The sequence below is a fragment of the Streptomyces sp. ITFR-6 genome (assembly GCF_031844725.1).
GTDB lineage: Bacteria > Actinomycetota > Actinomycetes > Streptomycetales > Streptomycetaceae > Streptomyces.
This window is the reverse complement of the sequence record NZ_CP134612.1, coordinates 5,585,840-5,611,199: the sequence shown is the minus strand read 5'-3', so window position 1 is coordinate 5,611,199 and position 25,360 is coordinate 5,585,840. Positions and strand designations below refer to the sequence as shown.

The window sequence follows — 25,360 nt, the reverse complement described above, 5'->3', positions numbered from 1 at the left end:
ATACCGGGACATGCACAGCTGTGGGGGCTTTATGACCGTGCATCACTTACCTCAACCTCCGTCCGACGAAGAGCTCTACTGGTACTTCGGGCCGCAGCGCCGCTGGGTACTCATCAGCTCCTCGCTCGCCTTCGTGCTCACGGCGGCGACCATGCTCACCTTCGCCCTGCGCACCCCCGCCCTGTGGGCCTTTCTCGCGGTGCTCTCCCTGAACGTCGTCGCCCTGGCGCTCTCCTCCGTCAACAGCCTGCGCCAGCGCCGGCTCACCAGGCGCTCGCACGAAGTGCTCGTGCACGCCTGGGCCCCGGCCGAGCTGCCGGGCGTCGACCTCTACCTGCCGACCTGCGGGGAACCGCTCCCGGTCCTGGAGAACGCCTACCGGGCCGTCACGGACCTGGACTGGCCCGGCGCGCTGACCGTCTGGGTGCTGGACGACGCGGACAGCCCCGAGGTGGCCGCGCTGGCGGCCCGGTTCGGCTACCGCTACGTCGTACGGCCCGACCGGGGGAAGCTGAAGAAGGCGGGCAACCTCAACCACGCGCTCACCCTGAGCGGCGCGGAGTACATCGCCATCCTGGACGCCGACTTCGCGCCCCGGCCGGACTTCCTGCGCCACCTCGTGCCCTACCTGGCCGACCCGGGTGTCGGCATCGTGCAGAGTCCGCAGTGCTTCGACACCGACGGAACGATGGAGTGGATCCAGCGCGCCGCCGGATCGGCCCAGGAGTGGTTCTTCCGCTGGATCCAGCCGTCCCGGGACGCGAGCGACGCGGCCATCTGCTGCGGCAGCAACGCGGTCTACCGGCGCAGCGCCATCGATCTGGCCGGCGGCTTCGCCCAGCTCGACCACAGCGAGGACCTGTACACCGGACTCGCCCTGTACGAGCAGGGGTTCCGGACCCTGTACGTGCCGGTGCTGGTGGCCAAGGGCACCTCGCCGGACAACCTGGCCTCCTACCTCAACCAGCAGTACCGCTGGGCGATGGGCAACCTGCATCTGACCGGGACCCCGGTCCTGAAGCGGATCGGAGCCCCGTGGCGGATGCGGCTCTGCTTCCACGAGGGCGTCGTCGGCTATCTGACGACGGTGGTGAACACCTTCGCGGCCCCGCTGCCGCCGCTGGTGATGATGTTCTGGTACCCGGACGACATCCGGCCCTGGCACGTGCTGCCGCTGCTCGCGCCGCTGTGGCTGTGGCACGTGCTGCTGCCCCGGATCAGCCGGACCCGCTGGCGGATCGAGGTGATCCGGGCCAACGTCCTCATGAGCGTCGCCGCCGGGGCCGCGTTCCTGCACACCCTGCGCGGCCACAGCGCGGCGTGGGTGCCCACCGGGGCAGGCGGCGGGAAACCGGGCACGATGGCGCGACGGGTGGTCCTCGTCTCGCTCGGCTGGCTCTGCTGCTCCACCGGGGCGGCGGCGGGCGGCCTCGCCCTGGCCGTCGCCCGCAACGGCTGGGAGCCCAACTGGGGGCTCGGCCTCTATCTGCTGGTGCAGCTCCAGATCAACGTGCCCCTGATCAGGGACCTGGTGCGGGAGCTACGCCCCGCTGCCACCGCCAGAGAGATCGCACCGGCCCGGCGGCGCGGCCGCTCCGTACTGCCCAGACGCTGGCCCGAAACGCTGGCCGTGACGGTCACGCTCCTGCTCACCGCCCTGCTCGCGTCCGGCTGGGTCGATCCGATGCTGCCCTGGCTGAGCTGAAAGGCCTCGAACGATGCCCACCCTCGCCCCTTCCGCCCCCCGGGCCCTGAGCAGCGGCGCCGCCCCCGCTCCGCCGCCCGGCGGCACGGGCCCCGGCCGGCCCGCGTTCCGTCCCGATATCGAGGGGCTGCGCGCCTTCGCCGTCCTGTCGGTCCTCGCCTTCCACGCGTCCGTGCCCGCCCTGGCCGGCGGCTTCGTCGGCGTGGACGTCTTCTTCGTCATATCCGGCTACCTGATCACCGGGCTGCTGGTGCGGGAGGCCGTCACCACCGGCCGGATCCGGCTGGGCGAGTTCTTCGCGCGCCGGGCCCGCCGGCTGCTGCCCTCGGCCGCCGTGGTGCTGGTCGCCGTCGCGGTGGCCGGGGCGTGGCTGGCCGTCCCGCTGCGCCGCACGGACCTGGAGAACGACGTGGTGGCGGCGGCCCTGTCCGTGGCCAACTGGCGGTTCGTCCAGCAGCGGACCGACTATCTCGCCGCCGGGCAGGACGAGAGCCCGCTGCTGCACTTCTGGTCGCTCGCGGTGGAGGAGCAGTTCTATCTGTGCTGGGCCCCGCTGCTGGCCCTGCTCGCGGTCCTCGCCGCGCGTGCGGCCCGCCGGGGACGTGCGCTGCGGCCGGCGGCGCTCGCCCTCACCGCCCTGCTGACGCTCGGCAGCTTCGTCCTCTCGCTGGGCTGGACGGGTGACTCCGTCTCCCTGGCGTACCTCGGAACGCCCTCGCGCGTCTGGCAGTTCGGTACGGGCGCGCTGCTGGCGCTGCTGCCGTGGCACCTGCTGCGCGGGCCGCGCGCGCTGCGGCTGCTGTGCGGGTGGGCGGGGGCGGCGGCGCTCGTGTGGTGCGTACTGCGCTACGACGCCTCGACGCCGTACCCCGGATACGCGGCGCTCGTCCCGACCCTGGCCACGGCCGCCGTCATCCTGTCCGGCACCCCGGGGCGGCGACCGGAGAAGGAGGCCGGGGTCGGGCGGCTGCTGACGATGCGGGCCCCCGGGGCGGTCGGCCGGCTCTCGTACACCCTGTACCTCTGGCACTGGCCGGTGCTCGTCCTGGCCGAGGCCCGCTTCGGTCACCTCGGCTGGCCCGCGAGGACGGCTCTGACGCTGGCCTGCGTGCTGCCGGCCGCGGCGACCGCGCGCTGGGTGGAGCGGCCGCTGAGGCACAGCCGCACGCTCTTCGAACTGCCCCGGCGGGGGCTGTCGCTGGGGCTCGCCGCCGTGGTCATGCCGGTGGTCCTGGCGCTGGTCGTGGGCACCACCACGCTGCGTCTGCTGGGCCCGGCCGCGCCGGTCGACGTGAAGGGGCTGCCGCCGGGAGCGGCCGCCGGCCCCACGCTGCTGGCCCGGACCGGCACACCGCTCACCGGCGGGCCCGTGGTGCCGAGCCCCGTGCAGGCCCGCCAGAGCTTCCCGCCGGACGGGGCGTGCGAGGTGGCGCCACCCGTGACGAGCAGCCCGCCCTGCCTGTTCGGGGCGGCGGACAGCGCGCACCGGGTCGTCCTGCTCGGTGACTCGCACGCCGGGCAGTGGTTCTCGCCGCTGCTCAGTCTCGCGGCCAAGCGCGGCTGGGCACTCCAGGAGCTGGTGAAGCAGGGCTGCCCGCTGCCCGAAATCTCGGTGGTCAACCCGCAGTTGGGGCGTACGTACCACGAGTGCGACAGCTGGCGGGCCGACAGCCTGGCCCGGCTCCGCGAGGGGCCGAAGCCCGAGCTGATAGTCATCGGCTCGCTGAACCGGTACACCGATGACCAGCGGCTGCTGCTCAGGGGCTGGGAGAAGACCCTGAAGCCGCTGCGCGCGCTCGGGGTTCCGGTGGTCTACATCGAGGACACCCCGGTGCCGGGTACCGATGTCCCGGCGTGCGTCTCGGGGCACCTCACGGACCCGGCGGCCTGCGCCTTCGACGCCCGGAAGGCGCGGTGGCCCGACCCGCTGGCGCGCGGGGCGGCGGCCGGCGCGCTGCCCGGGGTGCGGACCGTGGAGGTGAACTCGGTGCTGTGCCCGGCCGCGCGGCCCGTCTGCCCGGCGGTCCTGGACCGGATCCTGCTCTACCGGGACGACGCCCATCTGACCGATGCCGCGGCCGTGGTGCTGGCCCCCCGCCTCGAACGGCTGCTCATGGGGGCCGGCGCACCGGCGGCGGGCGGCTGGACCCGGCTGCTGCACGAGGAGTTCGACGGCCCCGCGGGCAGCCGCCCGGCCACGTCCCGCTGGAGGTACGACCGGGGCACCTGCTATCCGGGCTGCCCGGCCCCGCGGTGGGGCACCGGGGAGACCGAGACGATGACGGACTCCACGGACAACGTCCGCCTCGACGGAAAGGGGGCGCTGGAGATCGTGCCCACCCGGCGCGAGGGCCGCTGGTACTCGGGCCGTATCGAGTCCCGGCGCTCCGATTTCGCCCCGCCGCCCGGGGGCGTCCTGCGGATCGAGGCGTCGATCGCCCTGCCGGACGTCACGGGCCCGGCGGCGGGCGGCTACTGGCCGGCCTTCTGGACCCTGGGCGCCGGGCTGCGCGACGGGTACACGGGCTGGCCCGGCATCGGCGAGCTCGACGTGATGGAGTCCGTCAACGGCCGGGACGCCGTCTTCGGCACCATGCACTGCGGCACCCTGGACGGCGGTCCGTGCGAGGAGCCGAGGGGGCTCAGCTCGCCCCGCCAGAAGTGCTCCGGCTGCCGAGGCGCGTTCCACTCGTACGCCGTGGAGGTCGACACCGCGCCCGGCGCGCGGGAGGTCCGCTGGTATCTGGACGGCCGGGTCTACCACCGGGTCAAGGCGTCCGCCATGGACGCGGCCACCTGGGAGCGGGCGGTGACGCGGGGCCAGTTCCTGATCCTGAACGTGGCGATGGGCGGGGCGCTGCCGGCCGCCGACGGCGCCGCGCCGGGCCCCGCGACGGAGCCCGATCACCCGATGCGGGTGGCGGAGGTCAGCGTGTCGGCGCGGGGACCGGCCGGGTCGAGTAGGTGATCCGCTCCAGGTGGTAGTACCGCGCCGTGCAGACGGCCGGCCAGGCGCTGCGCCCGTGGTTCCCGAACGGGTCGCGCATCTGCCCCACGGAGGCGGATGCGTACGGCAGGACCTCCGCGCCCCCGCCGCCTCCTGGCGCAGCCACCGGTCCTGCCGGTCCCAGTGCCGGGCCCGTACATCCATGTCGTGGGCCAGGTCCGTCAGCGGCACGAACAGCCCCACGCAGACCGCCGCGCAGAGCAGTGCCGCCGCTCCCGTGACGAGGGGAACGGCGGCGCTGCCCCGCGCGCGGGTGCGCAGGGCGGCGCCGGCCAGGGCACCGAGTCCGGCGAGGAGCAGCACGAGCAGGAAGAGGTAGTCGTTCCAGGTGCGGGTGCCGTACGACATCATGTTGTGCTCGAAGGCCGGGAGGGTGACGAGCGTGCAGAGGTACCCGGACACCAGGAACGCCGCCACCGCCGCCAGGGCCGGGAGCAGCGGCCGCCCGCGCAGGGGCCCGTCGGCGTCCGGGCCGCTCCGGCGCAGCAGCAGGCCCAGCAGGACGCCGACGGCGAGCGCGCCGAGGTAGGTCCAGGTGGTGAGGACGGTCCCCAGGATGTCGCCGTAGGTCCGTAGCGCGTCGGTCAGCGATCCGGTGTCGACGACGGACGTGGCGCCGGTGCCGAACCGTTCCCGGCGGTGCCGGGAGCCCGGCGAGGTGTAGATGATGGCCAGCCCCGCCACCAGGGCGGCCAGCGCGACGCCGCACCAGAGCCGGGTGCGGTCGCGGCCGGGTCCCGGCCGCGACCGGAGGCTGAGCAGCAGCGCGGTGCAGAGCAGGACGCCCGCGACGATCGACGTCCCCTCCGAGAGGGTCCCGATGAACAGCCCGGCCACGGCGGCGACGCCCGGCGCGAGGATCCGCCCCCGGCGCGACCGGGCCCGCAGCAGCGGCACTCCGCGCGGCGCGGTCCGCCCGGCGCTGTGCAGTGCGGCCGGGATCAGAGCCCACAGCACTGCGAGGATCAGCAGTCCGCTGAGGGTGGCGTACCACTGGTGGCCCGGCACGCCGCCGGCCCCGTAGAGCGCGACCATCAGGGCGTTGGCGACGCGCCCGTTGTCGTCCAGGTAGAACTTCCCGATCATGCCGGAGACGCCGTCGTCGCGCAGGACGGGCAGGAAGCACCAGTCGTCGCCGGCCGGCCGCACCAGCCGGCCGATCCAGAAGGACGCGGCGAGCAGGGCCAGCGGGAACACGGTGAGCACGGCCGCCCAGAGCGGCAGCCGGGGCTTCGGTGTCGCGGGTGGGGTGTCCGCCGTTCCCGGTGGTTCCGCGGTCATGGATGTGCCGGTTCCCTTCGTGCGGTGCCGCTGTGTACGGGGCCGTGGAGCGCGCGCTGTGTGCGGGGTCAGTCGCCGGGGCGGCCGGTGCGGCCGCCGGGCATCGGTTCCGGCTGCCGGGAGACGGCCGCGCCGGAGGTGATGGCCCACCGCGCGATCAGGAAGGAGAACGGGGTGGCGAGAATTCCGGCGGTCAGCGCGGCGATGTTCTTTCCCATGCCCAGATGGCTCACTCCGACATGGAGCAGCGCCCCGGAAAGGACGAGATTGACGAGGCTCGACAGCGGAAAGCGGACGAAGGCCCGCCACGTCGGACTCGTCCGGCAGGTGATGTAGGAGTTGAGCAGGAAGGAACCGACAATGCTGACGCAATAGCCGATGACATGGGCGGTCAGATAGGGAATCCAGTGGTTGAGTGTCGCGTAGACGCTCAGATGGACCGCGGTATCGACGACGCCGATCATGGCGAAGGTGATGAACTGGCGCACGGTCCGTGAACGTCCGCTGCCGAAGGCGCTCGCGCCGCCGCCTCTCACCCGTAACGGCCGCTCCGGTGCGGCGGGGGCGGCGGGGGCGGGCTGTTCGCTGGTCTCCCGGATCAGGTAGTGCGGGCGGTTCTTCGTCTCGCAGTAGATCCGGCCGACGTACTCACCGACGATGCCGAGCGTGGCCAGCTGGATCCCGCCGAGCGCCACGACGGCGGTGAGCAGGGAGGCGCATCCGGGGACCCCCACCCCGTGCCGGGCCACCTCCACGATGATCCACAGGGCGTAGCCCGTCGCGGCCAGGGCCATGGGGAGCCCGGCGTAGACGGCGAGGCGCAGGGGGCGGTTGTTGAACGAGATCAGTCCGTCGATGCCGTAGTTGAGCAGCCGCCTCCTGCCCCACTTCGAGCGCCGGCCACCCGCTGGGCGTTGTGGTAGGTGAAGCTGGTGGTGTCGAAGCCGATCCAGGAGAAGATCCCCTTGGAGAACCGGTTGGACTCGGGGAGCGCGAGGACGCTGTCGACCGCACGGCGGGACAGCAGCCGGAAATCACCCTCGCCGTCGACCACAGAGACGTCCATGAAGTGCCCCGTGGCGCGGTAGTAGCAACGGCTCGCGTACGAGCGCAGGAGCCCCTCGCCCTCGCGGTCGCGCCTGGCGATCACCTGGTCGTATCCGTGCCGGCTCAACTCCATCATGCGGGGCAGGAGTTCGGGCGGGTGCTGGAGGTCGGCGTCCATGAGCACCACCGAGTCCCCGCAGGACATGCGGAGTCCGGCGAGCATGGCGGCCTCCTTGCCGAAATTACGGCTGAAGGCGGTGTACCGGACCCGTTCGTCGACGGCTGCCAGGCGGATCAGTTCGGCACGGGTGAGATCCTCGCTGCCGTCGTCGACATAGCAGACCTCGAAACTCTTCCCGGTCGGTTCGAGGACGGTGACCAGTGCGCGGTGAAACGCCGTGACGGCCTCTTCCTCGTTATAACAGGGGACGACGATCGATACCTGGCAGTTTTTCATTCAATTCCCCATCAGGCGCGGACCCGACCGCTCCGAAGCCTATGTCCGCACCCGGCAGAAACAACTCAGACGAATGGGAGTCGTGGGGAAAAGTCGGCACGGATTCGCGACCGGCGGGCCCGGGTCACGCTTTCCGGCGGCCTATTCCGGGATATCGCCGCGCGACGGCAGCGCCCCGCCCGCCGCGTCGAAGGCGCCCCGGGCCAGCCGGTGCAGCAGCGCCGCGGTGTCCGTACGGTCGGGCAGCGCGCCGGGGCGGCTCAGGTCCTGCGCGGAGTCCCCCCGCGGCGTCGCGGCGTCTGGCACCGCTCCTTCTCCCGCGCTGGAACTCCGCACAGGACCCAGGTGCGGGGTGGAGTTCAGCAGGCCGAAGACGGCGTGCACGGCGGCGCGCGCCTCGTGCTCGGGGAGGTCCGGGTAGAGGCCGCGGACGACGCCGACCCACACCTCGACGTACTGCCGCTGGAGCCGGCGCACCCGCTTGCGGTCGGCGTCCCGCAGCCGGTCCAGCTCCCGGTCGTGGAGGGTGATCAGGGGGCGGTCGTCGAGGGCGAAGTCGATGTGGCCCGCGATGAGCGCGTCCAGCAGCGCCTCGTGCGAACCGTCGTGGGAGGCGGCGTCCTCGGAGACGCGCAGCTCCCCGCCGGCCAGCAGCCGCTCACTGATGCCGACCAGCAGTTCGGCGAGCATCGCGTCCTTGCCGGGGAAGTGGCGGTAGAGGCCGGGGCCGCTGATACCGACGGCGGCGCCTATCTCGTCGACGCCGACACCGTGGAAGCCGCGCTCGGCAAAGAGGCGCGCGGCCTCCTTGAGGATCTGCTCACGGCGGGTGGGAGCCGCGACGCGGGCGGCGGCATGGGTGCTCATGACCAATCATTCTAGACAGGCGCGTTAGCGGTCGTTAACCTGTGGCTGACGTTAACGCTCACTAACACAGCGGTACGGGCAAGGGGGCTCGACAGGATGCAGCAGGCACCGGTGCTGGCGAGCGCGGCCGATCCCGCCTCCGAGGCCTGGCAGGCCAACGAGGCGGCGCATCACGCGCTCACCGACGAGCTGCGCAAGCGGCTCGCCACGGCCAGGCTCGGCGGGGGTGAGAAGGCCCGCGCCCGGCATGTGGCGCGCGGCAAGCTGCTGCCCCGGGAGCGGGTGGACACCCTGCTCGATCCGGGCTCACCCTTCCTTGAGCTGGCCCCGCTGGCGGCCGAGGGGCTGTACGGGGGCGCGGCGCCCGCCGCCGGGGTGATCGCCGGAATCGGCCGGGTCAGCGGCCGGGAGTGCGTGATCGTCGCCAATGACGCGACCGTCAAGGGCGGCACGTACTACCCGATGACCGTGAAGAAGCACCTGCGGGCCCAGGAGGTGGCGCTGGAGAACCGGCTGCCCTGCCTCTACCTGGTGGATTCGGGCGGCGCCTTCCTGCCGATGCAGGACGAGGTGTTCCCGGACCGGGACCACTTCGGGCGGATCTTCTACAACCAGGCCCGGATGTCAGGGGCCGGGATTCCGCAGATCGCCGCGGTGCTCGGCTCCTGCACGGCCGGCGGCGCGTACGTCCCCGCGATGAGCGACGAGGCCGTGATCGTCCGGAACCAGGGCACGATCTTCCTGGGCGGGCCCCCGCTGGTGAAGGCGGCGACCGGCGAGGTCGTGACGGCGGAGGAGCTGGGCGGCGGCGAGGTCCACTCCCGTACGTCCGGGGTCACCGACCACCTCGCGGAGGACGACGCGCACGCGCTGCGGATCGTCCGGAACATCGTGGCCACCCTGCCGGACCGGGGCGCGCTGCCCTGGTCCGTCCAGCCGGCCGACGAGCCGAAGGTGGACCCCGCCGGTCTGTACGGGGCCGTCCCGGTCGACTCCCGCACCCCGTACGACGTACGGGAGGTGATCGCCCGGGTCGTCGACGGCTCGCGGTTCGCGGAGTTCAAGGCCGAGTACGGGACGACGCTGATCACCGGCTTCGCGCACATCCACGGCCACCCGGTCGGGATCGTCGCCAACAACGGCATCCTGTTCTCCGAGTCCGCCCAGAAGGGCGCGCACTTCATCGAGCTGTGCGACCAGCGCGGCATCCCCCTCGTCTTCCTCCAGAACATCTCCGGCTTCATGGTCGGCCGCGACTACGAGGCCGGCGGCATCGCCAAGCACGGCGCGAAGATGGTCACCGCCGTCGCCTGCACCCGGGTCCCGAAGCTGACCGTGGTGGTCGGCGGCTCCTACGGCGCGGGCAACTACTCGATGTGCGGCCGGGCCTACAGCCCCCGGTTCCTTTGGATGTGGCCCAACGCCAAGATCTCGGTCATGGGCGGCGAGCAGGCCGCGTCCGTCCTCGCCACGGTCAAGCGCGACCAGCTGGGCGACGACTGGAGCGCCGAGGACGAGGAGTCCTTCAAGGCCCCGATCCGCGAGCAGTACGAGACCCAGGGCAACGCGTACTACGCCACCGCCCGGCTCTGGGACGACGGTGTGATCGACCCGATGGAGACCCGGCAGGTGCTGGGGCTCGCCCTGACCGCCTGCGCCAACGCCCCGCTGGGCCAGAAGGATCAGACGCAGCCCGGTTTCGGCGTCTTCCGGATGTGAGGAAGAGATGACCATGTTCGACACTGTCCTCGTCGCCAACCGCGGCGAGATCGCGGTCCGGGTCATCCGGACGCTGCGCGAGCTCGGGGTGCGCTCGGTCGCCGTCTTCAGCGACGCCGACGCGGACGCCCGGCACGTGCGGGAGGCGGATACGGCGGTACGGATCGGCCCCGCCCCGGCGTCCGAGAGCTACCTGAGCGTGGACCGGCTGCTGGAGGCCGCCCGCCGCTCCGGCGCGCAGGCCGTCCACCCCGGCTACGGCTTCCTCGCGGAGAACGCGGGCTTCGCCCAGGCGTGCGCAGACGCGGGCCTGGTCTTCATCGGGCCGCCCGCCGCCGCCATCGCTCTGATGGGCGACAAGATCCGGGCCAAGGAGACGGTCACGGCGGCCGGCGTCCCGGTCGTCCCCGGCTCCACCGGAAGCGCCCTGACCGACGGCCAACTGGCCGACGCGGCACGCGAGATCGGCATGCCGGTGCTGCTGAAGCCCTCGGCGGGCGGCGGCGGCAAGGGCATGCGGCTGGTCCACGACGCGACGCTGCTCACCGAGGAGATCGCGGCGGCCCGGCGCGAGGCCCGCGCCTCCTTCGGGGACGACACCCTGCTCGTGGAGCGGTGGATCGACCGGCCGCGCCACATCGAGATCCAGGTCCTGGCGGACGGGCACGGCAACGTCGTGCACCTCGGGGAGCGCGAGTGCTCGCTCCAGCGCCGCCACCAGAAGATCATCGAGGAGGCGCCCTCCGTCCTGCTCGACGAGGCCACCCGGGCGGCGATGGGCGAGGCGGCCGTGCGGGCCGCCCGCTCCTGCGGCTATGTCGGCGCGGGCACGGTGGAGTTCATCGTGCCGGGCGGCGACCCGGCCGCGTACTGCTTCATGGAGATGAACACCCGCCTCCAGGTGGAGCACCCGGTGACCGAGCTGATCACCGGCCTCGACCTGGTGGAGTGGCAGCTGCGTGTCGCCTCGGGCGAGCGGCTCCCGTACGCACAGCAGGACGTCACCCTCACCGGGCACGCGGTCGAGGCCCGGGTCTGCGCAGAGGACCCGGCCCGCGGCTTCCTGCCCTCGGGCGGCACGGTGCTGGCGCTGGACGAGCCGCGGGGCGGCGGGGTGCGGACGGACTCGGGGCTCGTCGAGGGCGGCGAGGTCGGCAGCCTGTACGACCCGATGCTGTCGAAGGTGATCGCGTACGGCCCCGACCGGGCCACCGCCCTGCGCCGGCTGCGGGCGGCGCTCGCGGACACGGTGGTGCTGGGTGTCCCGACCAACGCGGGCTTCCTGCGCCGCCTCCTCGGCCACCCGGCGGTGGTGGCGGGCGACCTCGACACCGGCCTGGTGGAGCGCGAGGTGGACACGCTGGTGCCGGACGGGGTGCCGGAGGAGGTGTACGCGGCCGCCGCGCTGCTGCGGCAGCACTCCCCCGCACCCGCCCCCGGCCCGCGCACCTGGGCCGACCCGTTCTCGGCCGGGGACGGCTGGCGCCTGGGCGGCACCCCGGCGCGGACGCCGCACCACTTCCACATCCCCGGCCACGAACCCGTGCAGGTGGGCCTGCGCCCGCGCGGCGGGGCCACCGAACTGACCTTCGGCCACATCGGTGAGGGCGCGCGACCGCCGGCCCCCGACTCGGGCAGCTGCGGCCCGCTGGGCCCGCTGCCCGGCAGCGCGGAGACGGCCAGGACGCTGACGGTGACCGGAGGCCGGATCACGCTCGAACTCGCGGGCGTGACCCACTCGTTCGCGTACGCCGCCTCCACCGAGGGCCACTGGCTCGGCCGGGACGGCGACACCTGGCACGTCCGGGACCACGACCCGGTGGAGGCGTCGCTGACCGGCGCCGCCCGCTCCGGGGCCGACACCCTGGCCGCACCGATGCCCGGCACCGTCACGGTGGTGAAGGTGGCCGTCGGGGACGAGGTCGCGGCCGGGCAGAGCCTGCTGGTGGTGGAGGCGATGAAGATGGAGCACGTCATCTCGGCCCCGCACGCCGGCACCGTCACCGAACTCGACGTCACGGCCGGAACCACGGTCGCCATGGACCAGGTACTGGCCGTGGTCACCCCCGTGGCCGCCACCGGGGAGGAAGCATGACGACGACCACCCGCGCCCTGCCGATGACCGTCCCCGATCCGGGCCTGCCCGCCCGGATCAGGATCCACGAGGTCGGCGCCCGCGACGGACTCCAGAACGAGAAGGGCGTCGTGCCGACCGAGGTGAAGGCGGAGTTCATCCGCCGGCTCGCGGTCGCCGGGCTCTCCACGATCGAGGCGACGAGCTTCGTCCACCCCAAGTGGGTACCCCAACTGGCCGACGCCGAGAATCTCTTCCCCCTCCTCGGCGACATCGCGGACGTGGGCGACGTGGCACTTCCCGTCCTGGTGCCGAACGAACGGGGGCTGGACCGTGCACTCGCGCTCGGCGCCCGCCGGATCGCCGTCTTCGGCTCCGCGACGGAGACGTTCGCGGCCCGCAACCTCAACCGCACCGTCGACGAGTCGCTCGCCATGTTCGAGCCCGTCGTGGCCCGCGCCAAGGCGGACCGGGTGCATGTGCGCGGCTACCTGTCGATGTGCTTCGGTGACCCGTGGGAGGGAGCCGTACCGGTCCCCCAGGTCGTCCGGGTGGCCAGGGCGCTGCTGGACCTCGGCTGCGACGAGCTGTCGCTCGGGGACACCATCGGCGTCGCGACGCCGGGCCACGTACGGGCGCTGCTGTCCGCGCTGAACGTGGCGGGGGTGCCCACGGACACGATCGGGGTGCACTTCCACGACACCTACGGGCAGGCCCTGTCCAACACCCTGGCCGCCCTCCGGCACGGCGTCACCACCGTGGACGCCTCCGCGGGCGGCCTCGGCGGCTGCCCGTACGCGAAGAGCGCGACCGGAAACCTCGCCACCGAGGATCTCGTGTGGATGCTCGACGGCCTCGGCATCGAAACCGGGGTCGACCTCGACGCGCTCACCGCCACCAGCGTGTGGCTCGCCGAACAACTGGGCCGACCCAGCCCGTCCCGCACCGTCCGCGCCCTGTCCCACAAGGAGCATTGACATCCTCCCCGCCCCGAAGGGCGGGGATTCCTGGCTCACGTCGGCCCGGGGACCAGCGGTCCGCCGGCTCTTACACGATCAGCACCAGCCGGGTTGAGACCAGCCCGGACCAGCATCACGCATGCGGAGTTCTTGTCCCTGGGGGATACGACTCCGCACGCGGTGCAGGTGTAGGTACGTTCCGAAAGGGGAAGTGCGTGCTTGGTTCTTGCACCGCACGACGCGCAGTCCATGGTGGTGTGCGCCGGATGCACGAGTCGGATGTCCCGGGCGTGCTTACGGCCCATTTCGATGAGAGCTGTCTTGGTGGCGCCGATCGCGGCGTCGGCGGCCTTGCGGGCCATGGTGGTCTTCGCCAGGAACTTCGGGCGGAAGTCCTCTACAGCGACGGCGTCGTGATCGCGGACCACGGACTTGGCCCACTTGCGGGCGGTGTCCTGCCGCTGCCGGGCAACCTTCTTGTGCAGCTTCACGGCCTGCCGACGGGCGTTGCGGTATCCCTTGGATGCGGCCTGTCCGTGCACGGGGCGGCGACGGGCCATCATCCGCTGATAGCGCCCCAGCTTCCGCGCCGCGTTCTTCCCGTGTTCAGGGTGAGGGAGGTCGTGGGCGTCGGATGTAGTGGTGGCGGTCTCCTTGACGCCCCAGTCCACGCCGAGCGCACGCCCTGTTGCAGGAAACGGCTGGGTCTCGGTGGCAACGACGAACGACGCGTACCAGTGCCCCGGACTGTCCCGGTACACACGCACCGAGGAAGGCAGGGACGGCAACTCGCGGGACCAGACGACCGTCAGGACGACGCCGCCCGCGAGGTGCAGGCGGCCGTCCTTGAGACGGAATCCGCGCTGGGTGTAGTTCAGCGTGAGCAGCGCATCCCGCTTGCGCTTCATCCGGGGCATCCCGGCCCGCCGCCGCACCGGCGCCCTCGCCCTGATGTCCTTGACCGCCTTGGCGCGGGACGTGGCGAAGTCTCGGATGGTTTGCTGCTGCGGAACGCTCGCCCCCTCCCGCAGCCATGCCATCGACCGCCGGGCCTCGGTCAGCAGCTTATCGAGCTGCCCAGGACCGCACGTCGTCTTGTCAGCCGCGTCACGGTTTGCGGCGTGAACCTTGCGGGACATGGCCACGCACTCGTTCCACACCCACCTACACCGCGCCCACTCCGCATCAAGACCCGCCCGTGCGGTCGACGACACACGCAACCGGTAGGTGCGCCGGGCACGTCCGGCCCCCTGCCCTGCCGCTGCTTTCGTCGCCATGGTTCGCAACCTAACAGCCCTCACTGACAACGAAAGAAAGTGCAGTTCAAGACCAATGTGCAGCGAACTCCGCCACTTCGCTGCTCCGCACCGAGGACCCATTCCTCCCCGCCCTGAAGTGCGGGGATCCTGCGAGAATCAAGGTGAAATCCATGTCCCTGGACCACCGGCTGACCGCCGAGCACGAGGAACTGCGCCGCACCGTCGAGGAGTTCGCGCACGACGTGGTCGCTCCGAAGATCGGTGACTTCTACGAGCGCCATGAGTTCCCGTACGAGATCGTGCGGGAGATGGGGCGGATGGGCCTGTTCGGGCTGCCGTTCCCGGAGGAGTACGGCGGGATGGGCGGCGACTACCTCGCGCTCGGGATCGCCCTGGAGGAGCTGGCCCGGGTCGACTCCTCGGTGGCGATCACCCTGGAGGCCGGGGTCTCACTCGGTGCGATGCCGGTGTTCCGCTTCGGTACGGAGGAGCAGAAGCGGCAGTGGCTGCCGAGGCTCTGCGCGGGCGAGGCGCTCGGCGCGTTCGGCCTGACCGAGCCGGACGGGGGCTCCGACGCGGGCGGCACCCGGACGACGGCGGTGCTGGACGAGTCCAGAGACGAGTGGGTGATCAACGGCTCCAAGTGCTTCATCACGAACTCGGGCACGGACATCACCGAGCTGGTCACGGTGACGGCGGTGACGGGCCGCAAGGAGGACGGCCGCCCCCGCATCTCCGCGATCATCGTCCCGTCCGGCACCCCCGGCTTCACGGTCGCCGCCCCCTACTCCAAGGTCGGCTGGAACGCCTCGGACACCCGCGAGCTGTCCTTCACCGACGTCCGCGTCCCGGCGGCGAACCTCCTGGGCGAGGAGGGCCGCGGCTACGCGCAGTTCCTGCGGATCCTGGACGAGGGCCGGATCGCCATCGCGGCCCTGTCCACGGGCCTCGCGCAGGGCTGTGTGGACGAGTCGGTGAAGTACGCCGCAGAGCGGCACGCCTTCGGAAAGCCGATCGGCGCCAACCAGGCGATCCAGTTCAAGATCGCGGACATGGAGATGCGGGCACACATGGCCCGCATCGGCTGGCGCGACGCGGCCTCCCGGCTGCTGGCGGACGAGCCGTTCAAGAAGGAGGCGGCGATCGCCAAGCTGTACTCCTCGACCGTCGCGGTGGACAACGCCCGCGAGGCGACCCAGATCCACGGCGGCTACGGCTTCATGAACGAGTACCCGGTGGCCCGGATGTGGCGCGACTCCAAGATCCTGGAGATCGGCGAGGGCACCAGCGAGGTCCAGCGCATGCTGATCGCACGGGAGCTGGGGTTGCCGGGCTGAGACGGGGGGCTTCCGGGCTCCGGCCGGGGCAGCCCCGGGCTCGCCCCGCCCGGAGCCCGGAAGCCCCGGCCGGACCTTCACTCCTCGCCCTCCGGAAGCACGTAGTCGGGGCACAGCGAGTGCCCGCACTCGCACGGCGGCCAGCGAACAGTTCCGGAATGTCCTTCGCGAGGTCCCACGGCAGATAGGAGACCGCCACCTCCGTGGGCGTCCTGTCGCTGAGATACAGACGACGGCGCGCAAGGACCTGACTCCCCGGGGCCAGGCCCAGCCGATCCGAAATATCACCGGGTGCTTCCACCGGGCCGATGAAGAGGACCGCTACCGCAGGGGCTCTGCCCGCCTGTTCGGATTCGGCAAGGTATGCGGCTTTACCCGCCCTGCGGTGCGAACGCCGGAACCGGTCCGAGGACTTACGAAGCACCGGCGGCCGACTCTTCACGAACGAACCCTTGCCGTGATGCGTATCGATCAGACCCATCGGCCGCAGTTCGGCTACCGCCTTGCGCGCTGTTCCCTGCGAAACCGCATAGCGGGCCATCAGCACCGATTCGCTGGGCACCTTGTCCCCCGGCGCCATCGCCCCAGCCCTGATCTGCTGTGCCAGATCGTCGGCAATCCGCAGGTACCGGGGCTTGCCGGAGTCCCTGGGCGCCGTGGTCGCCATGCTTTTCCTTCCCTCCTATGCTCCTCTGCATAAGTACGCTACCCAGGAAGGTATCCGCATGTCGCTTCACTCGGTCTCCGTAGCCGGCGTCGTCGTCCGCGAGGACGGCCGCGTACTGGTGATCCGCCGGGCCGACAACGGAGCCTGGGAGGCTCCGGGTGGCGTGCTGGAGCTCGACGAACGGCCGGAGGACGGCGTCTGCCGGGAAGTGGTGGAGGAGACCGGGGTGAAGGTCGACCCCGTGCGCCTGAGCGGTGTGTACAAGAACATGGAGCGCGCGATCGTGGCGCTGGTCTTCCTGTGCCGGCCGATCGGCGGCGCGGAGCAGACCTCGGCCGAGACGTCCGAGGTTCGCTGGTTCACTCGCGAGGAAGTCCGGAGCCGAATGGTCGAGGCGTACGCCGTGCGCGTACTCGACGCACTCGACAGCACCGCACCGCCTGTGCGCGTGCACGACGGACATCGGCTCAAGTAGCCGGCCGGGACTCGATGCGAACCGGAGGCGAGTCACAGTGATCTCCACGCAGGCGCGGTCGGATGCCCGGCGGTTGTGGAACTACCACATCATGCACCACGATCCCCGCCCCTGCTCGGTGGCAATCGGTCTCGGGAGTCATGACCTGGGGGTGGCCGATGCGGCGGTCAGCCTCTACCGGCGCGGCATGGCGCCCCTCATCGTCTTCACGGGCGCGAGCAGCCGCACCACGCGTGCGCGCATGCCCCGGGGCGAAGCCGTGCACTACCGGGAGCGGGCACTCGAACTCGGCGTCCCCGACAGCGCCGTGCTCACCGAACCACGCGCCCGCAACACGGGCGAGAACATCCGCTTCTCCCGGGTCCTGCTCGAAGAGGCCGGTGTGGACCTCTCGTCCGTGCTGCTGATCAGCAAGCCGTACGAGGAACGGCGCGCCAACGCCACGGCACGCAAGCTGTGGCCGGGCGTCGAGTTCGTGAGCGCGTCGGAACCGACCACGTTCGAGGAGTACCTGGCCTCCATCCAGGACGACCGCATGGTCATCGACATGCTGGTCGGCGCGTTGCAGCGCCTGATGATCTACCCCGCCCAGGGCTTCATGGTCCGCGATCCCGTTCCCGATGCGGTGGCGGCCGCCTACGAGCGTCTGCGCCTGGCGGGGTTCACGAGCCGGCTCGTCGCGGACGGGGACGGCGCCCGCCGCTGAAGCCGCACCGGCCGGCCGGGCGACTCCCGCTCGCACCGCAAACCGTTCGACACCAACCGCCCCGCCCCGGCAATGTTCGTCCATGAAGCCGCAGCACTGGCCCCTGTACGGGCTCCGCATCCGCACTCCCCGACTGGAGCTCCGCCTCCCGGACCTGGAGCTGCTGGACGAGCTGGCCTCGGTCGCCGCCGACGGGGTGCACGCCCCGGACACCATGCCGTTCACCGTTCCCTGGACCGACGGCTCACCCGCAGGGCGCGGCCGGGCGGTGTTCCAGCACGTGCTGGCCTCCGTCGCCAACTGGTCGGAGCGGGACTGGTCGTTGAGCCTCGCGGTGCTGCACGAGGGCCGGGTGGTCGGGCGGCAGGACGTGATGGCGACGGACTTCGCGGTGACCGGTGAGGTGAGCACCGGGTCCTGGCTGGGGCTCGCGTACCAGGGGCGGGGCATCGGCACCGAGATGCGGGCCGCCGCGCTCCATCTCGCCTTCGCCGGTCTCGGGGCCCGTACGGCGGTCTCGGCCGCGATGACGGACAACCCGCGCTCGCTCGGTGTCTCGCGGCGGCTCGGCTACCTCCCGGACGGGCTGGAGACCGCCGCTCTGCGCGGCGCCCCCGTGACGCTGCAACAGCTGCGGCTGGAGCGCGAGCGGTGGGAGGAGCGCCGCGCCGTCGACGTCACGGTGGAGGGGCTCGACGGGTGCCGTGCGGAGTTCGGCGGGTGAGAGCGGCGGGGGGGCGGGGGCTGCGGCCGGGGAAGCCGCCGGTCGGGCCGCCGGGGCGGAGCCCCGGGCAGGGCCGGAATGCCCAGAAGGTTAGGCTAACCTTCCTCCGGACCGGTTCAAGGCCGGTCCCCGGCCCGTACGAAAGTGGAACCTGTCATGCGCACTGCCCGACCGTCCCACCCCACCCGCCGTGGCCTGCTGGCCATGGGCGGCGCCGTAGGTCTCGGCGCCGTCCTCGCCGCCTGTGGCGACAGCGACGGGAAGGAAGGCGGCTCCGGCGGCTCCAAGAGCGCCGACGCCGGGCCGTGGAGCTTCAAGGACGACCGGGGGAAGACCGCCGAGGCCAAGTCGGTCCCGAAGAACATCGTCGCCTTCACCGGGGTCGCCGCCGCGCTCCACGACTACGGCGTCGAGGTCAAGGCCGTCTTCGGCCCGACGAAGACCAAGGACGGCAAGGCCGATGTGCAGGCCGGCGACCTGGACGTCAGCAAGGTCGAGATCCTCGGCAACGTCTGGGGCGAGTTCAACGTCGAGAAGTACGCGGCGCTCGGCCCGGAGCTGCTGGTCACCGCGATGTGGGAGAAGGACGCCCTCTGGTACGTACCGGACCAGTCCAAGGACAAGATCCTGAAGCTGGCCCCGAGCGTCGCCCTGTGGGCCGCCCAGACCACCATCCCGAAGGCCATCCAGCGCCACGAGGACCTCGCCGCGTCGCTCGGCGCCGACCTCAAGGCGAAGGCGGTCACGGACGCCAAGGCCCGCTTCGAGAAGGCCGCGGCCCGGCTGCGCGCCGCCGTGAAGTCCAAGCCGGACATCAAGGTGATGGTCGGCTCGGCCAGCCAGGACCTGTTCTACGTCTCGCTCGCCAAGACCTCCGCGGACACCCTGTACTTCCAGGAGCTGGGCGTGAAGTTCGTCGAGCCGAAGGTGAACAAGGCGGGCTTCTTCGAGGAGCTGAGCTGGGAGAACGTCGGCAAGTACGAGGCCGACATCATCATGATGGACAACCGGTCCTCGGCCCTGCAGCCCGACGCCCTGGCCTCCAAGCCCACCTGGACCCAGCTGCCCGCCGTCAAGGCCGGCCAGGTCGTCCCGCGCACCACCGAGCCGATCTACAGCTACGACAAGTGCGCGCCGATCCTCGAAGACCTCGCGAAGGCCATCGAGGACGCGAAGAAGGTCACCAAGAAGGCCGCCTGACCCCGGAATCGGGCACTCCGGTCGACAACGGGGGTGCGGGTTTCGCCCGTCCGGCGGTGGAGGACAGCACCTCCACCGCCGGACGGTCGGTCACCTCGTGTCAGCCCGCCGAAGCCGACTCCGCCGGCCACGGCACCTGCGGCGACCGGTAGTAGTCGATCCCCATCGCCGTGAACCGCGGCCCGAGCGCCGCCAGCCGCAGCTTGTACGTGTCCCAGTCGTGCGTCGCCGCCGGGGACCAGCCCAGCTCCGCCGCCCCGGGCAGCCGGGGGAACGCCATCGCGTCGATGTCGTCGCTGTCCGTCAGGGTCTCCGCCCAGATCGGCGCCTCGACGCCCAGCACCGCGTCCGCCGGAGCACCGGCGAGATACGTCGCCGGGTCCCAGTCGTAGGAGCGCTGGACCTCGACCAGACCGGCCCACTTCAGGCCCAGTACGGTCTGGTCGTTGTACTTCATGTCCAGGTACACCCGGTCCGCCGGGGACAGCACCAGCCTGGTGCCCTTCTTCGCGGCGTCCACCACTTGCTGCCGGTCCGCGGCGGACGTCTTGTCGTAGCCCCAGTACTGGGCGACCGCGCCCTTGACCGGCGTGGCCCCGGTGATCTGGTGCCAGCCCATCACGGTCCTGCCGTACTTGCCGACGGTGGCCTGCGCGTGGTTCATGATCTTGGCGTAGTCCTCGTGGCTGGTGGAATGCGCCTCGTCACCGCCGATGTGGAGGTACCTGCCGGGGGTCAGCGCGGCCACTTCGCCGATGACGTCGTCGATGAAGTCGTACGTGACGTCCTTGCCCGCGCACAGCGAGCTGAAGCCGACCTCGATGCCCGTGTAGAGCGGCGGCGCGACACCGTCGCAGTTCAGCTCGGCGTACGAGGCGAGAGCCGCGTTGGTGTGGCTCGGCATGTCGATCTCCGGCACCACCTCCAGGTAGCGGGAGGCCGCGTAGTTCACGATCTCCTTGTACTGGGCCTTGGTGTAGTAGCCGCCGGTCCCGCCGCCGACCTCCGTCGAGCCGCCGTACGTGGCCAGCTTCGGCCAGGAGTCGATGGCGATCCGCCAGCCCTGGTCGTCGGAGAGGTGCAGATGGAACGTGTTGATCTTGTACAGCGCGAGCTGGTCGATGTACCGCTTGACCTCGGTGACCGAGAAGAAGTGCCGCGAGACGTCGAGCATCGCGCCCCGGTAGCCGTAGCGCGGCGTGTCGGTCACACTGCCGCCCGCGACGCTCCAGGGGCCCTTCTGGCGGCTGTCCGACTCGATCCGGGCCGGCAGCAGCTGACGCAGCGTCTGGACGCCGTGGAAGAGCCCTGCCGGCTTCCGGGCGGTGATGGTGACGGAGCCCCGCCCGGAGGTCAGGGTGTACCCCTCCGCGCCCAGCTTGCCGTCGCTGGAGCCGAGCCGGAGCCGAATGCCGTCGGCGCCGTCCTTGGTGGTGACCGGCAGAGCGTAACCCGTGGACGGACGCAGCACGCCCGCCAGGTACTCGCCGATCCTGCGGGCCTCGCCGGACGAGCCGCCGACCCGGATCCGGGTGCCGTCGTTCAGGGAGTACGGGGAGCCGCCCGGTCGCACGGAGGCGGGAACGGGCACGAGCTGGCCGAGGGGTCTCGGCGCCAGGACCGCCTCGCTGCCCGCCGCGGACGCCGTGGGCGCCGCGCACGCGGTGGAGACACCGGCCGCGCCGATGAGCAGCAGCGAGCCGAGGAGACGGGGTAGAGCACGGGGAAGAGCACTGCGTCGCGCGGTGTGCAGTCTCACAAGCCGGGTCCCTTTCTACGGGGTCACATCTGCTTCTGCGGGGTCACATCTGCGGGTCTCCTGACCAACCGAACCGTCGCCATGCGTACCGCTTACCCAATGGATGGTCAAGGTGTAGACCACTTCCCCGCGTTGCCCGTGCCGGAACGTGGCCGACGTCCCGCGGCTTATAGCCGAATTCATCCCGGCGGCCCCGTCCGTCACACGGACGAGCGGGTGTCACAGCGGACCGGCTGGAGGCACCGGACACCTCCACCGATCACGGAATCGGAGCCATTCACCCCAAGCCCTGCCCGATATCGGGCAGAATTGTTGCGCTGGAGCCCCTTCCATCGCAGTATCGACGAGTGCTTGAACGCCGCTCGTCGTACGACGACCTCATTGACCACCTGGTGCGCAGCACCGCGCTCCAGCGCGGCGAGGCCTCCCGGGTGATCCTCGACGTGCTGGCGTACTTCGACGAGACGGCCGAGGACTTCGTCCGCCGCCGCCACCGCGAACTGCAGTCCGGTGGCCTGGTCAACGCGGAGATCTTCGAACGGATCGCGGCCGAACTGCCGCACCGGGCGGTCGCACCGCCGGAGCTGTCGCTCCGCCAGCTGCGCCGCATCGTCTACGGCTGAGACCTGCCCGGTGCCGGGCAACCACTTACGTGCACGTCTTGTGTGTACGTCTACTTGTACGTCGATGGATTGACGGAGGGGCAGGGACGCCATGTGCGGAATCGTCGGTTATATCGGAAAGCGTGACGTGGCTCCGCTGCTGCTGGAGGGACTACAGCGGCTGGAGTACCGGGGTTACGACTCCGCGGGCATCGTGATCACCGGCAAGCCGGCGGCCGGGAAGCCCGCCACGCTGAAGATGGTCAAGGCCAAGGGCCGGGTCCGCGAGCTGGAGGCCCGGGTCCCCAAGCGGTTCACCGGCACCACCGGCATCGCCCACACCCGCTGGGCCACCCACGGCGCCCCGAGCGACGAGAACGCCCACCCGCACCTGGACGCCGCCGGCAAGGTGGCCGTCGTCCACAACGGGATCATCGACAACGCCTCCGAACTGCGCCCCCGGCTCGAAGCGGAGGGCGTCGTCTTCCTCTCCGAGACCGACACCGAGGTGCTGGTCCACCTGATCGCCCGCTCGGAGGCGGACACCCTGGAGGAGAAGGTCCGCGAGGCGCTGCGCTCGATCGAGGGCACGTACGGCATCGCCGTGATGCACGCCGACTTCAACGACCGCATCGTCGTCGCCCGCAACGGCTCCCCGGTCGTCCTCGGCATCGGCGAGAAGGAGATGTTCGTCGCCTCCGACGTCGCCGCCCTGGTCACCCACACCCGCCAGGTCGTCACCCTCGACGACGGCGAGATGGCCACCCTCAAGGCCGACGACTTCCGTACGTACACGACGGAGGGCTCGACCACGACGGCCACGCCGACCACCGTGGAGTGGGAGGCCGAGTCGTACGACATGGGCGGCCACGACACGTACATGCACAAGGAGATCTCGGAGCAGGCAGAGGCCGTCGACCGGGTGCTGCGCGGCCGGATCGACGACCGGTTCGCCACCGTGCACCTGGGCGGTCTCAACCTGGACGCCCGTGAGGCGCGCGGGGTCCGCCGGATCAAGATCCTCGGCTGCGGCACCTCGTACCACGCGGGCCAGATCGGCGCCCAGCTGATCGAGGAGCTCGCCCGCATCCCCGCGGACGCCGAGCCGGCCTCCGAGTTCCGCTACCGCAACCCGGTGGTGGACCCGGACACGCTGTACGTCGCGGTCTCCCAGTCGGGCGAGACGTACGACGTGCTGGCGGCCGTCCAGGAGCTCAAGCGCAAAGGCGCGCGGGTGCTCGGGGTGGTCAACGTGGTGGGTTCCGCGATCGCCCGGGAGGCGGACGGCGGTACGTACGTGCACGCCGGTCCCGAGGTGTGTGTCGTCTCGACGAAGTGCTTCACCAACACCGTCGTCGCGTTCGCGCTGCTCGCCCTGCACCTGGGACGCATCCGGGACCTGTCGGTCGCCGACGGCAAGCGGATCATCGAGGGCCTGCGCAGGCTGCCCGCCCAGATCAGCGAGATCCTGGAGACCGAGGACGAGATCAAGAAGCTGGCCGCGGAGTACGCGGACGCGAAGTCGATGATGTTCATCGGCCGGGTGCGCGGCTACCCCGTCGCCCGCGAGGCCTCGCTGAAGCTCAAGGAGGTCTCGTACATCCACGCGGAGGCTTACCCGGCCTCCGAGCTGAAGCACGGGCCGCTCGCGCTGATCGAGCCCGCGATGCCGACCGTGGCGATCGTGCCGGACGACGACCTGCTGGAGAAGAACCGCGCCGCGATGGAGGAGATCAAGGCCCGCAGCGGCCGCATCCTCGCCATCGCGCACCAGGCGCAGGACAAGGCCGACCACACCATCGTCGTACCGAAGAACGAGAACGAGCTGGACCCGATCCTGATGGGCATCCCGCTCCAGCTCTTCGCCTACCACACGGCGCTGGCCATGGGCCGGGACATCGACAAGCCGCGCAACCTGGCGAAGTCCGTCACCGTCGAGTAGCCGCGCCGCCGCCCCCGGCAGGGGCCGCCCCGGCCGGGGGCGGCCCCGTTCGCATGCAATCGCACCTTTTCCCAGCGGCTCTTATGCACCCCTCACAACCGCACAATCCACTTTTTCGGCTTGGCGGTTTGTTTCACCCCCCTGTTTTGGTAGTCGAGTTGACGCCATGAGCCGGGCCGGGCGTCCGGAACGAGACCGGCCGCCCGGAAAGCCCGGAGGACGGTCGGACGGCCGACGGGTGCACTCGAACGAGCGAGCGAGGGAGCGGGAGAGCCGGGACCGCTACGGGATGACGACGACCGGGCGCTGTGCGCGCCGCGCCAGCCGACCCGCCACGGAGCCGAAGATCCGGCCGACGATGCCCTGGGTCGAGCCCACCACGATCGCGTCGGCCGAGTACTCGCGGCCGACCTCCTCCAGCTCGTGGCAGATGTCCCCGCCGCGCTCGACGAGCACCCACGAGACCTCGGTGAGGTAGTCCGCGCAGGCGAGCTCCAGGCCGAGGACCTCGGTCCGGTGATCGGGCACATCGACGAAGACGGGCGGCTCGCAGCCTGCCCAGACGGTGGTCGGCAGCCGGTTGGCGACATGGACGATGATCAGGCCGGAGCCTGATCTTCGGGCCATGCCGATGGCGTAGGCGAGGGCTCGTTCGCTGGAGGTCGAGCCGTCGAAGCCGACGACGACCCCGTGCCGGAACGCGGGATCGCAGGAATGACGTGTTTCTTCGACCGCCTGCGGGCCCGACTCGGGGTCGGCTACCTGCTTGCGGTCCGCGGGTTCAGGGATTTCGTGACCGGCCATCGGTGTCTCGGCGAAGAGAGTCCTCGTGAGGAGAGCGACTAGCGACTTGGGGAGCTGCGTCAGAGCTGTGTGAGAGCTGCGTCAGTGGGCGGTGTGGCGGTGTCCGGGAATCATCTTCCCAACCCCTTACCCCCAAGGGTACGGCGCCACTCCTCCACGGCCCAGACCCGCGCAAAGCGCGCGCGACGTTTCACGGAGCATGCCCGAGACCGCCCCGTATGGCAATGCCGGTTGCGCCGTACACCGACGTCGCGGGAGCCAGGAGGCCACGATCGGCGACCGGCGGACCGGACGGACGCCGGACGGACGCCTGCCTGCCTGCCTGGACGCCGGACGCCTGACACCTGACGCCGGATGTCGGGTCGCCGTCGATCCGGCGTCGGGGTGCGGTCGAGGGCTCCTCGGGATGCCGTCGAGGACTCGTCGGGGTGTCGGCGGAATGCCGTCGGGGTGTCGGCGGGGCGTCCGACCGCTCGGTACCGACCTCCGCGCCGCCCGGCGGACCGGGAGGCGATGCCGCGTCCGGAGACGTCCGGCCCCGCCCGTCCGGAACCCGCCGCACAGCCGGCGCGCCCGCACACCCCCCGGATCGGCATCCGGGCACCCCCAACGGCACCGCCCACCCCCTCCGGACCGGCCGAGGGGGCGCATGGAGGCGGCCGCCCCTACGGGGCGTGCGCCGGTTGAACGAATGATTTCCGCACACGCGACCGTATGTTTTCAGCCAACTTCACTCCTCAGCCAATCCCTTGCCGAAATGGCCGATCAA

20 protein-coding genes and 1 pseudogene are annotated in these 25,360 nt (G+C 71.4%); 12 read left to right on the top strand and 9 right to left on the bottom strand.

Translation table 11 applies throughout. The features are described from left to right. The first annotated feature begins 31 nt into the window (after nt 1-31). The gene (locus RLT59_RS25670) at nt 32-1,705 is read left to right on the top strand and encodes a glycosyltransferase family 2 protein (protein WP_311305577.1); all 1,674 of its coding nucleotides are present in this window, start codon (nt 32-34) and stop codon (nt 1,703-1,705) included. Nucleotides 1,706-1,718: 13 nt separating this feature from the next. Next, nucleotides 1,719-4,673, top strand: a complete 2,955-nt coding sequence (locus tag RLT59_RS25665) for an acyltransferase family protein (protein ID WP_311305576.1) — start codon at nt 1,719-1,721, stop codon at nt 4,671-4,673. Here RLT59_RS25665 and RLT59_RS25660 read toward each other — a convergent pair. The 5 genes and pseudogenes from RLT59_RS25660 to RLT59_RS25645 form a co-directional block, all read right to left on the bottom strand. Further along, nucleotides 4,633-4,818, bottom strand: coding sequence for a hypothetical protein (locus RLT59_RS25660; RefSeq protein WP_311305575.1), 186 nt, complete (start codon nt 4,816-4,818; stop codon nt 4,633-4,635). The two genes, RLT59_RS25665 and RLT59_RS25660, sit on opposite strands and share 41 nt — an antisense overlap. Nucleotides 4,819-4,832: 14 nt before the next feature. Next, nucleotides 4,833-5,747 (bottom strand): annotated as a pseudogene (locus RLT59_RS25655) (DUF6056 family protein); the annotation flags it as partial. A gap of 314 nt (nt 5,748-6,061) precedes the next feature. After that, a complete protein-coding gene (locus RLT59_RS39440; protein WP_399126082.1) occupies nt 6,062-6,787 on the bottom strand; it encodes a GtrA family protein in 726 nt (241 codons plus the stop codon). Nucleotides 6,788-6,837: 50 nt separating this feature from the next. Continuing rightward, nucleotides 6,838-7,497: a glycosyltransferase family 2 protein gene (locus RLT59_RS39435; RefSeq protein WP_399126080.1), complete on the bottom strand. Its 660-nt coding sequence runs from the start codon at nt 7,495-7,497 to the stop codon at nt 6,838-6,840. Between the two features lie 141 nt (nt 7,498-7,638). Further along, on the bottom strand, nt 7,639-8,364 hold the full coding sequence (locus RLT59_RS25645; protein ID WP_311305574.1) for an SACE_7040 family transcriptional regulator: 726 nt from the start codon (nt 8,362-8,364) through the stop codon (nt 7,639-7,641). Between the two features lie 96 nt (nt 8,365-8,460). Here RLT59_RS25645 and RLT59_RS25640 point away from each other — a divergent pair, with 96 nt between their 5' ends. From RLT59_RS25640 to RLT59_RS25630, 3 genes are read left to right on the top strand one after another with little or no spacing between them, the layout of a single operon-like run. Continuing rightward, nucleotides 8,461-10,083, top strand: a complete 1,623-nt coding sequence (locus RLT59_RS25640) for a carboxyl transferase domain-containing protein (protein WP_311305573.1) — start codon at nt 8,461-8,463, stop codon at nt 10,081-10,083. A 7-nt stretch (nt 10,084-10,090) separates the two neighbouring features. Then, the gene (locus RLT59_RS25635; RefSeq protein ID WP_311305572.1) at nt 10,091-12,178 is read left to right on the top strand and encodes an ATP-binding protein; all 2,088 of its coding nucleotides are present in this window, start codon (nt 10,091-10,093) and stop codon (nt 12,176-12,178) included. Further along, on the top strand, nt 12,175-13,134 hold the full coding sequence (locus RLT59_RS25630; protein ID WP_311305571.1) for a hydroxymethylglutaryl-CoA lyase: 960 nt from the start codon (nt 12,175-12,177) through the stop codon (nt 13,132-13,134). Before RLT59_RS25635 ends, RLT59_RS25630 begins: the two co-directional genes overlap by 4 nt. Nucleotides 13,135-13,169: 35 nt before the next feature. Here RLT59_RS25630 and RLT59_RS25625 read toward each other — a convergent pair whose 3' ends face one another. Next, a complete protein-coding gene (locus RLT59_RS25625) occupies nt 13,170-14,393 on the bottom strand; it encodes an RNA-guided endonuclease InsQ/TnpB family protein (protein ID WP_311305570.1) in 1,224 nt (407 codons plus the stop codon). Nucleotides 14,394-14,545: 152 nt separating this feature from the next. On the opposite strand from RLT59_RS25625, the gene RLT59_RS25620 reads away from it, so the two are divergent. Continuing rightward, nucleotides 14,546-15,712, top strand: coding sequence for an acyl-CoA dehydrogenase family protein (locus RLT59_RS25620; protein ID WP_311305569.1), 1,167 nt, complete (start codon nt 14,546-14,548; stop codon nt 15,710-15,712). Here RLT59_RS25620 and RLT59_RS39430 read toward each other — a convergent pair. Then, entirely contained in the window at nt 15,594-16,292 is a 699-nt protein-coding gene (locus RLT59_RS39430; protein WP_399126967.1) for a GntR family transcriptional regulator, read from the bottom strand. The two genes, RLT59_RS25620 and RLT59_RS39430, sit on opposite strands and share 119 nt — an antisense overlap. A gap of 145 nt (nt 16,293-16,437) precedes the next feature. On the opposite strand from RLT59_RS39430, the gene RLT59_RS25610 reads away from it, so the two are divergent. The 4 genes from RLT59_RS25610 (at nt 16,438) to RLT59_RS25595 (ending at nt 19,484) form a co-directional block, all read left to right on the top strand. Beyond that, a complete protein-coding gene (locus RLT59_RS25610; RefSeq protein WP_311305568.1) occupies nt 16,438-16,854 on the top strand; it encodes an NUDIX hydrolase in 417 nt (138 codons plus the stop codon). Between the two features lie 37 nt (nt 16,855-16,891). After that, entirely contained in the window at nt 16,892-17,560 is a 669-nt protein-coding gene (locus tag RLT59_RS25605) for a YdcF family protein (RefSeq protein ID WP_311305567.1), read from the top strand. Between the two features lie 82 nt (nt 17,561-17,642). Next, the gene (locus tag RLT59_RS25600) at nt 17,643-18,284 is read left to right on the top strand and encodes a GNAT family N-acetyltransferase (protein ID WP_311305566.1); all 642 of its coding nucleotides are present in this window, start codon (nt 17,643-17,645) and stop codon (nt 18,282-18,284) included. 204 nt (nt 18,285-18,488) lie between these two features. Beyond that, nucleotides 18,489-19,484 carry an ABC transporter substrate-binding protein gene (locus tag RLT59_RS25595; RefSeq protein ID WP_311307854.1) on the top strand — a complete coding sequence of 332 codons (996 nt, stop codon included), beginning with the start codon at nt 18,489-18,491 and terminating at the stop codon, nt 19,482-19,484. A gap of 100 nt (nt 19,485-19,584) precedes the next feature. Here RLT59_RS25595 and RLT59_RS25590 read toward each other — a convergent pair whose 3' ends face one another. After that, a complete protein-coding gene (locus RLT59_RS25590) occupies nt 19,585-21,243 on the bottom strand; it encodes a beta-N-acetylhexosaminidase (protein WP_311305565.1) in 1,659 nt (552 codons plus the stop codon). Between the two features lie 347 nt (nt 21,244-21,590). On the opposite strand from RLT59_RS25590, the gene RLT59_RS25585 reads away from it, so the two are divergent. Both RLT59_RS25585 and glmS read left to right on the top strand, forming a co-directional pair. Next, nucleotides 21,591-21,866: a hypothetical protein gene (locus RLT59_RS25585; protein ID WP_311305564.1), complete on the top strand. Its 276-nt coding sequence runs from the start codon at nt 21,591-21,593 to the stop codon at nt 21,864-21,866. Nucleotides 21,867-21,957: 91 nt separating this feature from the next. After that, a complete protein-coding gene (gene glmS, locus RLT59_RS25580; protein WP_311305563.1) occupies nt 21,958-23,787 on the top strand; it encodes a glutamine--fructose-6-phosphate transaminase (isomerizing) in 1,830 nt (609 codons plus the stop codon). 282 nt (nt 23,788-24,069) lie between these two features. Here glmS and RLT59_RS25575 read toward each other — a convergent pair whose 3' ends face one another. Then, complete coding sequence (locus RLT59_RS25575; protein ID WP_311305562.1) at nt 24,070-24,591, bottom strand: universal stress protein; 522 nt, start codon at nt 24,589-24,591, stop codon at nt 24,070-24,072. Nucleotides 24,592-25,360 lie beyond the last annotated feature (769 nt).